We start from the raw sequence: 12,232 nt of genomic DNA, 5'->3' as shown, positions 1-12,232 counted from the left end.
CCAGGGCCTCTACGGATTCGACGCGCAGCAGTACGGGCTGCTCTTCGCCGTGAACTCGCTCGGTGTCGTCCTCGGCGCGGGAGCGGACCTCGTCGGCTCCACGCCGCTCGGTCGAATCAATTCGATCACGTGTCGGACAGTGGCGCCACCCCTCGGCCCGCCGTCGGGTCAGACCGGGTGGAGCGGAGTGCCGAGCGGGTCGGCGAGCAGGCGCTCGAAGGCGAGCTCGGCTGCGCCCAGCATGAGCAGATCGGCGCCGAGCTCGGTCCGCACGATGCGCACGGAGTCGAGCGCGACCCGGAAGGGGCCGCCGCGGCCCAGGCGCTCCTCCAGGAACCCCGGCGCGACTCCGATCAGCGCCCCGAGGAAGCCGCCCAGCACCACGAGCTGCGGGTTGAACACGTTGATCACGTTGCGCAGGGCGACCGCGAGGTGCCCGAGCTGGCGCTCGACCTCGGCACGGACGGCCGGGTCCTCGGAGGCGGCGAGCGCCTCCTCCAGCCGCTCGCTCTCGTCGAGGCCGAGCACGGTGAGCAGCTCGGCGCGGCCGACCTCGGTCTCGAGGCAGCCGACGGCGCCGCAGTGGCAGTCGATGCCCGCGCTGTTGACGAGGGTGTGGCCTATCTCCCCCGCGTAGCCGTCGATGCCGTGCAGAGGCGCGCCGCCGACGATGACGCCGGCGCCCACTCCGCTCGCGCCGCCGTTGAGGTAGACGAGGTGCGAGACGTCGCGGCCGGCGCCGAGGACGCTCTCGGCGAGCGCACCGAGGTTGGCGTCGTTCGCCGAGAGGACGGGCAGGCCGGTCGCGTCCGCGAGCATGCGGGAGAAGGGCTCGTCGTCCCAGCCGAGGTGCGGGCCGACCCGGACGAGGCCGTCGGCGTCGCGGACGAGGCCGGGCACGGCGACGCCGATGCCGACGGTCCGCGTCTCCTCGGGCAGCTCGGCGAGCAGCTCGGCGACCGCCTCGGCCGCCAGACGGGCCGCGGCCTCGGCGGTGGGGACGGAGGCGGAGCGGCGGATGCGGCGGCGGACGACGGCGTCGACCCCGACCACGGCGACCGTGACGGCGTCGATCTCGGGGTTCACGGCGAGCGCGACGACTCCGGGATCGGCCTCGACGACGGGGCTCGGCCGGCCGACCTGGTTCGGCGTGGCGGGCTCGCGCTCGCGCACGATGCCGAGCTCCACCAGCTCGCCGACCAGCGCCGCGATCGTGGAGCGGTTGAGGCCGGTCAGGCGGGTCAGCTGCGAGCGGGAGCGGGGGCCGCCGCGGTGCACGAGGCGGAGGATCGCCGAGAGGTTGTGCCGCCGGACGCGGTCGAGCTCAGGCCTCGACCCAGGTCCAGGTGCCGGCCGGGCCGTCGACCGAGACGTCGCCGCCGGAGCGCGTCACGGTGAACGCCGTCTCCTCCCCCGTGTCGTGCGCGACGACCCGGACCGGCGTCGCTCCGTCCGGCCCCGGGAACACCCTCAGCTCGAGCCCGTCGAGGTAGTCGTACTCGGCCGAGTCCTGGCGGGCCCCCACCGGGATCACCGCGCCCTCGCGCACGTACAGCGGCAGCGAGTCGAAGCCGTGGACCTCGCGTCGCCACTCCCCCGTCGAGACGATCCGCTCGCCCGTCCACCAGCTCGTCCACGTCCCGCGCGGGAGGTAGAACTCGACCGTGCCGTCCTCGGTGAACACCGGAGCGACGAGCAGGTCGTGCCCGAGCAGGTACTGCATGTCGAGGTGGGCGGCGCTGCGGTCGTCCTCGAACTCGAGCGCCATCGGCCGCATGATCGGGACGCCGGTGCTCGCCGCCTCCGCCCCCGCCGCGAAGAGGTAGGGCATCAGCGAGAGCTTCAGCCGGGTGAAGAGCCGGGTGACCTCCACGGCCTCCTCGTCGAACGCCCACGGCACGCGCACCGAGGAGGATCCGTGCAGCCGAGAATGCGAGGAGAGCAGGCCGAACGCGAGCCAGCGCTTGAACACTCCGGGATCGGGCGTGCCCTCGAAGCCGCCGATGTCGTGCGCCCAGAAGCCGAACCCGCCCAGCGCGAGCGAGAGGCCTCCGCGCAGGGTCTCGGCCATCGACACGTAGGAGGAGGTGTTGTCCCCGCCCCAGTGCACCGGCAGCGACTGCCCGCCGACCGTGGCGCTGCGGGCGAAGAGGACCGCGCGGCCCTCGCCGAGCTCCTGCTCGAGCATCTCGTGCACCGCGCGGTTGTAGAGCTGGGTGTACCAGTTGTGCATGGCCTCGGGGTCGGTCCCGTCGGCCCAGACGACGCCCTCCGACGGGATCCGCTCGCCGAAGTCGGTCTTGAAGGAGTCGACGCCCTGGCGCACGAGGACGCGGAGCTTCTCCTGGAACCAGGAGGTCGCCTCCGGATTCGTGAAGTCGATCAGCGCCATGCCCGCGACCCACATGTCCCACTGCCAGACGTCGCCGGAGGCCGTTCTGAGCAGGTAGCCCTTCTCGCGCCCCTCGGCGAACAGCGGCGACGCCTGCGCGATGTACGGATTGATCCAGACGCAGGTGTGCAGCCCGCGCTCGTGCAGGCGGGCGAGGATCCCCTCCGGGTCCGGGAAGGTGCGCGGGTCCCACTCGAGGTCGGTCCACTGGAACTCGCGCATCCAGAAGCAGTCGAAGTGGAACGCCGACAGCGGCAGCTCCCGCTCCGCGAAGCCGTCGATGAAGGAGTTCACCGTCTCCTCGTCGTAGCTCGTGGTGAAGCTGGTCGTCAACCAGAGCCCGTAGCTCCAGGCGGGCACGACGGAGGGGCGGCCCGCGAGGCCGGTGTAGCGCCGCAGCACGTCCTTCTTCGTCGGGCCCTGGATCACCAGGTACTCCAGCGCCTCGCCGCCGACCGAGAACTGCACGCGCTCGACCGCCTCGGAGCCGATCTCGAACGAGACGAGGCCGGGATCGTTCACGAGCACGCCGTAGCCGCGGCTGGAGAGGTAGAACGGGACGTTCTTGTAGGCCTGCTCCGAGGAGGTGCCGCCGTCGGCGTTCCACACATCCACGGTCTGGCCGTTCTTCACGAAGGGGCCGAAGCGCTCGCCGAGCCCGTAGACCAGCTCGCCGACGCCGAGGTCGAGCTGCTCGTGCAGGTAGGCGGCTCCGTCCGGTCCGGTCAGGTAGCCCTGCGCCTTGTGCCCGGAGCCGGTGAGGCGCGTGCCGGTCGAGGTGTCCCAGAACTCCAGCGACCACGGAGCGCCCTGCCTGATCCGGACCTCGAGGTCGCCGGTGCGCAGCACGCCGCCGGACTCCGTCACCTCCGCCGCTCCGACGTCGCCCTCGGCCAGCTCGAAGCCGGGGCGCACCGCCGTGCCGCGCCAGTGCTCGATCCGCACCCGCGCGACCCCCTCGGCCGGCGAGGACACCGTGACCGTGAGCGCCGGCCGGTTGAGGACGTCGCCGCGGCCCTGGATGACCTGGGTCGGGGCGATCACCTCGAGCGAGGTGCCGTCGGTGCGGATGTCGTACGCCTCCTGCGCGAACAGGGGCGTGAATCCGGCCCGCGTCTGCCAGAACCCGTCGGTGAACTTCATGGGGGTGCCTTTCGATGGCGCGCCGGCGGATCCCGTGAGGGAGGCGCCGACGGAGGGAGAGAGGGCTACTTGACCGCGCCGGCGGTGATGCCGCGGGTGAGGGTGCGCTGGAAGATCAGGAAGAAGATCAGCGTCGGGAGAAGGCCCAGGAGGGCGCTCGCGCTGGTCGTGGTGACGTCCATGATCTTGTCGCCCTGGAGGCTCGAGATCGCGATCGGGACGGTCTGCGTCGCGTCGCTCACCAGGAAGACCAGCGGGATGAGGAACTCGTTCCAGGTCCAGATGAAGAAGAAGATCATCAGCACCGAGAGGGTGGGCCGCGAGATCGGGACGATCACCCGGGTGAGGACCTGCCACTTCGAGGCGCCGTCGAGAGCCGCGGCCTCGAGGATCTCCTTCGGGAAGGTGCCGTAGACGCTCGAGAGCAGATAGGTGCCGAACGCCGACTGGATGACGGTGAAGATGACGATGACCGACAGCTGGGTGTCGTAGATCCCGACCGCTTTGAACATGTAGTACAGCGGGTAGAGCAGGGCCTCCTGCGGGAGCATGTTCGCCAGCAGGAACAGGACGATGATCCAGCTCCGGCCGCGGACCCGGCCGATGCCGATCGCGTAGGCGTTCAGCACCGAGAGGGCGACGGCGAGGATCGCGACCGACCCCGAGATGAGGATCGAGTTGCCGAGCTTCTCGGGGAAGTCGACGCGGCTCCAGAAGGTCGAGAGGCCGTCGAAGGAGAGGCCGGTCGGGAAGGCGAGCGGGCCGTTCGCCGAGTACTCCGCGGGGGTCTTGAAGGAGTTGAGCAGGATCAGCAGCACCGGGCTGATGATCACGAGCCCGATCACCACGGCGACGGCGAGGATCACCCAGTCGCCGAGGGTGCGCTTCGTCGTGCCCTTCGCGGGCTTGGCGGGACGGGAGGACGAGAGGTCCGCGTCCTCCGTGCCGGCCTGGGTGAGGGGCAGGGTCTCGATGGCCGACATCAGCGGGCTCCTTCGCTGCGCTCGACGCGCTCCTGGGCGCGGATGAACAGCACGGCGAGGATCACGATGACGATCGTGAGCGCGGTCGCGATGGTGGCGCCGTAGCCCACCTGCTGCTTCTGGAAGAACTCGGTGTACGAGTAGTAGGAGGGGACGATCGTGGAGTCGCCGGGGCCGCCGCGGGTCAGGGCGTAGATCGGGCCGAAGACCTTCAGCGCGGCGATGGTGCAGGTGAGGGTGACCACGAAGATCTCGGGCCGGATGATCGAGACCGTGATCCAGCGGAAGCGCTGGAACCAGTTCGCCCCGTCGAGCTCCGCCGCCTCGTAGAGCTCGGGGTCCACGCGCTGCAGCGCCGCCATGAAGATGACGACCGGGTAGCCCAGCTGCACCCAGATCATCACGACCATGATCGAGAGCATCGCGGTGTCCGGCTTGCCGAGCCAGTCGTGCGAGAGGGAGCCGAGCCCGACGGCCTCGAGGATCGAGTTCAGCGCGCCGTTGTCGGGGCGGAGGATCCAGCCGATGACGATCGCGGCGATGACGGTCGGCAGGATCTGCGGGAGGTAGTAGGTGGCGCGGAGGAAGCTCGCCAGGCGCCCGCCGAACTTCTTGCCGACGAGATCGAAGAGGATCGCCGCGAGCAGGAGCCCGAGGATCGTGGGGACGATCACCATCGCGATGATCATGTAGACCGAGTTGAGGAACGAGGTCCAGAACTGGTCGTCGCCCATCAGCTCGATCCAGTTGTCGAGGCCGATGAAGATCGGCGGCTTGATGCCGCGCCAGGACGTGAAGCTGATGTAGACGTTCCAGATCAGCGGGATCAGCACGATGAACGTGAAGAGCACGAACCCGGGGATCAGGTAGAGCCAGTAGCCGCCGGAGCGCTTCTCGCGGGGCGGCGTCGTGGGAGTCGGCGCGCTCTCCGCGCGACGAGGTGCTGTCGTCGTCATGGGTACTCCTAGGTCGGACGGGGTCGTGGGTGTGCTGCCGCGGGATGCCGCTCCGGTACGGAGGCGACGGCGTGTCGCGAACCGGAGCGGCATACCGCGGTGGGGTGGAGGCTCGGCGGTGTTCGTGCGACCCCCTCGAGGGGTCGCCGTCACGTCCTCAGGTCTTCCGCTGCCGTTCCGCGCCTGCAGGCGCGGAGTCGGCCGCCTCGGCCGACATCACGTGACGCTTCCGAGTCACTTGATGTCGGCGACTCCGTCGTCGTACTTGGCCTGGAGGTCGGAGAGCATGGCGGACTCGTCGGAGGAGCCGTTGATGAGCTCCTGCGTGGCGGCGACCAGGTCGTCGTAGAAGGTCGCGGTGGGCCAGTCGGGGTAAAAGGAGAGCTGGTCGCCGTCGACGACCGTCTTCCACTGCGAGAGCAGCGCCTTGCTCTTCTCGTCGGTGATGGCGCTCTCGTCGACGACCAGCGGGATGCCTCCGTTGTTGCCGATGAGGTTCTGGATCTCGGGTCGCATCGTGATGTCGATCCACTTGTAGGCGAGGTCCTTGTTCTTCGCCGTCTCCGGGATCACCCAGTGGTTGCCGGCGGAGCCCATCGTGAACTCGGCGCCCGGGAAGAGGAACGTGTCCCACTCGAATCCGGTGATCTCGGTCTTGAAGCGGCCGAACCACCAGGAGCCCGAGAAGAAGATCGGGTACTCGCCCGAGATGAAGGCCGTGCCCGCGTCCTCCGCCTTCAGCCCGGAGGCGTCGGCCGAGAAGTAGCCCTTGTCGACGTAGGTCTTCAGCTGGTCGGCCGCGTAGCTCCAGGCCGCGTCCTCGAAGTCGACCTCGCCCGTGTAGGTCTGGTAGTCGGTGATCCAGGAGCGGTCGGCTTTCAGCAGCGCGAGCTGGTAGAAGAGCTGCTGCAGCGGGTACTCGGCGCCGGCCTCGGCCAGCGGGGTGATCCCCTTGGCCACGAAGGCGTCGAGGACGGCCGTGAACTCCTCGTAGGTGGTGGGGACCTCGAGGCCGTTGGCGGCGAAGGCGTCCTTGTTGTAGTAGACGAAGGTGAACTCGCCGTAGTTGGGGATGCCGTACCAGGAGCCGGAGCCCATGATCCCGTTCTCGTCGTACTTCGCGGTGGTCTGCAGCGCGCCGGGGATCAGCGAGTCCCAGCCGTAGAACTCGACCGCCTCGTCGAGGTTGGTGAGCAGGCCCTGGCTCGAGAGGAGCCCGCTGGTCGCGTTGCCCTTGTTGTACTCGACGACGTCGGGCGCCGAGTTGGAGTTGAAGATCTGGCTGGCGCCGCTGCGCAGCTGCTCGAAGGCCTTGAACTCGTACGCGATCTCGGCCCCCGTCTCCTGGGTGAAGATGTCGCGGGCGGCGAGCCAGGCGATGCCGCGGTCGCTGTCGGGCGTCTCGAAGTCCCAGAGGGTGAGGGTGCGGCCGGCGCCGTCGACCGTGGTCGAGAGCGCATCGGAGCCGGCGTCGGAGCCGCCACCGGAGCAGGCGGCCAGCGCGAACATCGCGCTGAGGCCGACTCCGCCGGCGAGGAGGTTGCGCCGGCTGAGACCGGCGGTCGGGCGGTGGAAGGCGGAGCGGGATCGGAGCGACATTGCGGTGGTTCTCCTTCGAACGGTGCGGTGGTGCTGCGGAGGTGGTGCAGGGAGCGCTCTCTCGCGGGGGCGTGGTGTCGAAGCGTTTCGACAGTGCGCAGAGCCGGAGCGGGCAGGAAGAGGGTGGAGGACTAGAGGGAGGCCGGCGCGGGAGTGCCGGACGGGACCGCCGGCACCGGAGCGCCGGTCGGAGCGACCGCGAGGGATCCGCGGTCGACGTAGGAGGGCGGGAGCAGCTCGACGCCGACGGTGCGGCCGGAGTCGATCTGCTGGAGGGTCCGCGCGACGGCCGCTCGGCACATCGCGTCGAACGGGAGGGGAAGACTGCTGGTGGGGACCGGGAGGGCGCCGCCGTCGTAGCTGGCGCAGGCCGCCAGGATCGACAGGTCGCCGGGGACGGAGAGGCCGCGCTCGAGGACGCGCTCGATCGCCGCCTCCGCCACGGGCTCGTTGCAGTGCAGCACGAGCGCGGTGGGCGGGACGGGTACGGCGAGGATCGCGTCGATCGCGGCCTGTGCGCTCGGGCGGCCGATGTGCGGGCGCTCGACCGCGATCTCGACTCCGAGCGCCGCAGCCTCGGCGCGGAACGCCTCGTCGAAGCGGCGGACGAAGCCGGCGTTGCGGTCGGTGTAGGACTGCGGGTGCTCGAGCAGGCCGAGCGAGCGGTGGCCCAGCTCGGCGAGCCGGCGGACGCTCTGGCGGGCGGCCTCGGCGAAGTCGAGGTCGACGCAGGCGAGATCGTGGGAGTCGGCGGGCACGCCGATGAAGGTGGCGGGGACCCCCGCCGCGCGGATCAGCTCGGCGCGGTCGTCGTCGTCGTCGACGCCCATCAGGACGATGCCGTCGACGAGCGAGGAGGAGGAGACGCGCCCGATGCCGCTGGAGGCCTCGTCGGTGACGAGCAGCAGGACGTCGTAGTCCGACTCCCGGGCGCGCTCGAGCACCTCGGTGACGAAGCGCATGTGGGTCGGCAGGTGCAGCTCGCCGCGCATCGGGGCGGAGAGGGCGAGGATGTGGGTCCGCGCCCCGGCGAGCATCCGGGCTCCCGCGTGGGGCCGGTAGCCGAGCTGGCGCACCGCGTCGTCGACGCGCTGCCGGGTGGAGGCGGCGATCGAGCGCTTGCCGGAGAGGGCGTAGGAGACGGTGCTGATCGAGACTCCGGCAGCGCGGGCCACGTCGTGGATGGTCGCCATGGCTCCTCCTGCCGGACGTCGTCGTCGGTCGCGGTCGAGCTTCGAAGCGCTTCGACCGGTCGTGCTGGAGCGACTGTACGCACAGTCGAAGCGCTTGCGCAAGCGATCCTCGCGACGACCTCCCCGGGCGCCGGCCCGCTCCGCGAGCGGTTCCGCGGCACGAACGGGCGGCACCCGCGATGGGCCGGAGGGCGACGCGCCGGGCCTTCCGCTCGTTGCGCCTCCCGACCCTCAGGGGATATGTTGGGCTCAACAACAATTCGGCGACGTCGCCGGAAAGGATTCGGATCCCATGTCCCTGACCCCCACCCGCGCCGACAAGTTCTCGTTCGGCCTCTGGACCATCGGCTACAACGGGACGGACCCGTTCGGCGGCCCGACCCGCGAGCCGCTCGACGTCGTCCACGCGGTCGAGAAGCTCGACGAGCTCGGCGCGTACGGCCTCACCTTCCACGACGACGACCTGTTCGCCTTCGGCTCCACCGACGCCGAGCGCCAGACCCAGATCGACCGCCTCAAAGGCGCGCTGGAGTCCACCGGCCTCATCGTGCCGATGGTCACCACCAACCTCTTCAGCGCCCCGGTCTTCAAGGACGGCGGCTTCACCTCGAACGACCGCGACGTCCGCCGCTTCGCGCTGCGCAAGGTCCTCCGCAACATCGACCTCGCCGCCGAGCTGGGCGCGAAGACCTTCGTCATGTGGGGCGGCCGCGAGGGCGCCGAGTACGACTCCGCCAAGGACATCCGCGCCGCGCTCGAGCGCTACCGCGAGGCCGTCAACCTGCTCGGCGACTACGTCACCGACAAGGGCTACGACATCCGCTTCGCCATCGAGCCCAAGCCGAACGAGCCCCGCGGCGACATCCTGCTTCCGACGCTCGGCCACGCGATCGCGTTCATCGACTCCCTCGAGCGCCCCGAGCTCGTCGGCGTGAACCCCGAGGTCGGCCACGAGCAGATGGCGGGCCTGAACTTCACCGCCGGCATCGCCCAGGCGCTGTACCACGGCAAGCTCTTCCACATCGACCTCAACGGCCAGCGCGGCATCAAGTACGACCAGGACCTGGTCTTCGGCCACGGCGACCTGCACAACGCGTTCTCGCTCGTCGACCTCCTCGAGAACGGCGGCCCCGGCGGCGTCCCGGCCTACGACGGCCCGCGCCACTTCGACTACAAGCCCTCGCGCACCGAGGACGAGACCGGAGTCTGGGACTCGGCCGCCGCGAACATGCGCACCTACCTGCTGCTCAAGGAGCGCGCCGCGGCCTTCCGCGCCGACCCCGAGGTGCAGGAGGCGCTGGCAGCCGCGAAGGTCGCCGAGCTCTCCACCCCGACGCTGAACGAGGGCGAGTCGTACGACGACCTGCTCGCGGACACCGCCTCGTACGAGTCGTTCGACGCCGACGCCTACCTCGGCGGCAAGGGCTTCGGCTTCGTGCGCCTGCAGCAGCTGGCCACCGAGCACCTGCTCGGCGCCCGCGGCTGACCCGCACCCTCTGAGCCCGCGGTCCGCCGCGGGACGACCTGAGACGGACGAGATCCCCTGCACCGGCACGGGGTCTCGTCCGTTCTCCTGCATCCGGCCCGGTTCCGCACCGGACGCCCGAACCCGCACCCCCCAACGAAAGAGGACAGCGATGACGCTCGTCGCAGGGATCGACTCGTCGACCCAGAGCTGCAAGGTGGTCGTCCGCGACCTCGACACCGGCGCCGTGGTGCGCACCGGCCGGGCGAGCCACCCGGACGGCACCGAGGTCGATCCGGCCGCGTGGTGGGAGGCGCTGCAGCTCGCCCTCGCCGACGCCGGCGGGCTCGACGACGTCGCCGCGATCTCGGTCGGCGGCCAGCAGCACGGCATGGTCGTCCTCGACGAGAGCGGCGCCGTCATCCGCCCCGCTCTGCTCTGGAACGACACCCGCAGCGCGCCCGCCGCCGCCGCGCTCGTCGAGGAGCTCGGAGCCGGGGCCTGGGCGGAGCGGACCGGATCGGTGCCGGTAGCCTCCTTCACCGCCACCAAGCTCCGCTGGCTGCGCGACGCCGAGCCCGAGAACGCCGCCCGTGTCGCCGCCGTCGCGCTCCCCCACGACTGGCTGACCTGGCGCCTGCTCGGCTACGGCCCCGACTCCGCCCGCGGTCCGCAGCTCGACGCCCTCACGACCGACCGGTCCGACGCGTCCGGCACCTCGTACTGGGGAGCGGACGGCTACGACCTCGACCTGCTCGAGCGCGCCCTCGGCCACCGCCCGCTGCTCCCCCGCGTGCTCGGCCCCTCGGAGGAGGCGGGCCGCACCGAGAGCGGACTCGTCGTCGGCCCCGGCGCGGGCGACAACGCGGGCGCCGCGCTCGGCCTCGGCGCCGGCCCCGGCGACGTGGTCGTCAGCATCGGCACGAGCGGCACCGTCTTCGCCGTCACGGACGACCCGGTGCGCGACGCCTCCGGGACCGTCGCCGGCTTCGCCGATGCGAGCGGGCGCTTCCTGCCGCTGGTCGCGACGCTCAACGCCGCGCGCGTGCTGGCCTCGACCGCGACCCTGCTCGGCAGCGACTTCGACGAGTTCGCCGCACTGGCGCTCGAGGCGGAGCCGGGTGCCGACGGCCTCGTGCTGGTCCCCTACTTCGAGGGCGAGCGCACGCCGAACCTGCCGGACGCGACCGCGAGCCTGCACGGGATGACCATCGCCTCGACCACGCGACCGAACCTCGCCCGCGCGGCGATCGAGGGCATGCTCTGCGGACTGGCCGACGGGCTCGACGCCGTTCGCGCGCAGGGAGTGGAGGCGCGGCGCATCCTCCTCATCGGCGGAGCCGCGCAGAACCGCGCCGTGCAGCTCGCTGCATCGCAGGTGTTCGACGTGCCCGTGCAGGTGCCGACGCCCGGCGAGTACGTGGCCGATGGTGCCGCCGTGCAGGCCGCCTGGGCGCTGACAGGATCGCGTCCGACGTGGACCGTCACCTCGGTGGCCGAGCCCGCGCCGGACCACCGCCCTGTGATCCGCGAGCAGTACGCGGCCGCCCGCGCCTGAGAATCCGGCCCCGGCCCTCATCCAGGGCCGGGGCCGCGCCGCAAGCCCCAGTGGACGGGGAGCGGAATCGCGCTACTCTCATTACTCAGCCAGCTGACTAATGGAGGAGCGACATGACCGCCACACGAACCCCCGACCGCGCCGACCGGATCCGCCAGGTCGTCGTCGCCGTGAGCGCGGTGCTCGCCCTCATCGGCTCGTTCATCGGCTCGGGCGCCGCGGGCGGCACGCAGATCCAGAACGCGGCCGGCGGCGCCCTGACCGCGTCCTCGACCCCCATCGCTCCCGACGGCCCCGCCTTCGCGATCTGGAGCGTCATCTACACCGGCCTCATCGCCTACGCGATCTGGCAGTTCCTGCCCTCGCAGACAGCCCGCACCCGCCACCGCCGGCTGGGCTACTGGGCCGCCGCGAGCCTCCTCCTGAACGCCGCGTGGATCCTGGTCGTCCAGGCCGGCTTCCTGACGCTCAGCGTCGTCGTGATCGCCCTGCTGCTCGCCGTGCTCGCGCGCATCTTCGTGATCCTGCGGACCACCCGGTCGGCCGGAGTGGTCGACGCGATCGTGACGGACGGCACCTTCGGGCTTTACCTCGGCTGGGTGTGCGTGGCCACGGCCGCGAACGTCACCGCCGGGCTCGTCGGCGCGGGAGTCGGCAGCGCGGACGGTCCGGGCGCCGCGGTCTGGGCGGTCGTCGTCCTCGCCGTCGCCGCGCTCGTCGGTCTCCTGATCGCCGTCACCGGCCGCGGCCGCATCGCCCCGATGCTCTCGCTCGTCTGGGGACTCTCCTGGGTCGCCGTCGGCCGCTTCGCCGGCGAGCTCGTCTCGGTCCCCGCCGGGATCGCCGCGCTGGTCGCCGCCGCCGTGGTGCTGGTGGTCACCCTCCTCGTCCGCGCCACCGCGGGACGCCGGGTCAGCGCCGCCTGATCCTTGCGCGACGAAGG

General features: G+C 71.2%; 9 protein-coding genes. 3 read left to right on the top strand and 6 right to left on the bottom strand.

Going from position 1 to position 12,232, the window contains the following annotated elements; genetic code table 11:
• Nucleotides 1-168 precede the first annotated feature (168 nt).
• The 6 genes from C5C37_RS15750 to C5C37_RS15725 form a co-directional block, all read right to left on the bottom strand.
• Nucleotides 169-1,290, bottom strand: a complete 1,122-nt coding sequence (locus C5C37_RS15750; RefSeq protein ID WP_104284038.1) for an ROK family protein — start codon at nt 1,288-1,290, stop codon at nt 169-171.
• 34 nt (nt 1,291-1,324) lie between these two features.
• Complete coding sequence (gene yicI, locus C5C37_RS15745) at nt 1,325-3,535, bottom strand: alpha-xylosidase (protein ID WP_104339234.1); 2,211 nt, start codon at nt 3,533-3,535, stop codon at nt 1,325-1,327.
• A gap of 65 nt (nt 3,536-3,600) precedes the next feature.
• Entirely contained in the window at nt 3,601-4,518 is a 918-nt protein-coding gene (locus C5C37_RS15740) for a carbohydrate ABC transporter permease (protein WP_104227354.1), read from the bottom strand.
• Entirely contained in the window at nt 4,518-5,474 is a 957-nt protein-coding gene (locus C5C37_RS15735) for a carbohydrate ABC transporter permease (RefSeq protein ID WP_104261476.1), read from the bottom strand. The genes C5C37_RS15740 and C5C37_RS15735 overlap by 1 nt, the downstream gene beginning before the upstream one ends.
• A 234-nt stretch (nt 5,475-5,708) precedes the next feature.
• Nucleotides 5,709-7,073, bottom strand: a complete 1,365-nt coding sequence (locus C5C37_RS15730; protein WP_258074176.1) for an ABC transporter substrate-binding protein — start codon at nt 7,071-7,073, stop codon at nt 5,709-5,711.
• Nucleotides 7,074-7,204: 131 nt separating this feature from the next.
• A complete protein-coding gene (locus tag C5C37_RS15725; RefSeq protein ID WP_104339233.1) occupies nt 7,205-8,266 on the bottom strand; it encodes a LacI family DNA-binding transcriptional regulator in 1,062 nt (353 codons plus the stop codon).
• 292 nt (nt 8,267-8,558) lie between these two features.
• Here C5C37_RS15725 and xylA point away from each other — a divergent pair, with 292 nt between their 5' ends.
• The 3 genes from xylA (at nt 8,559) to C5C37_RS15710 (ending at nt 12,215) form a co-directional block, all read left to right on the top strand.
• A complete protein-coding gene (gene xylA / locus C5C37_RS15720) occupies nt 8,559-9,752 on the top strand; it encodes a xylose isomerase (protein WP_104224876.1) in 1,194 nt (397 codons plus the stop codon).
• A gap of 151 nt (nt 9,753-9,903) precedes the next feature.
• Nucleotides 9,904-11,289, top strand: a complete 1,386-nt coding sequence (gene xylB / locus C5C37_RS15715) for a xylulokinase (RefSeq protein WP_104269666.1) — start codon at nt 9,904-9,906, stop codon at nt 11,287-11,289.
• Nucleotides 11,290-11,402: 113 nt separating this feature from the next.
• Entirely contained in the window at nt 11,403-12,215 is an 813-nt protein-coding gene (locus C5C37_RS15710; RefSeq protein WP_104224878.1) for a tryptophan-rich sensory protein, read from the top strand.
• Nucleotides 12,216-12,232: the final 17 nt, after the last annotated feature.

This window comes from Rathayibacter sp. AY1F9 (genome assembly GCF_002932155.1).
Lineage (GTDB): Bacteria > Actinomycetota > Actinomycetes > Actinomycetales > Microbacteriaceae > Rathayibacter.
The sequence above is the reverse complement of the archived record's forward strand: the minus strand, read 5'-3'. Positions and strand labels throughout refer to the sequence as shown.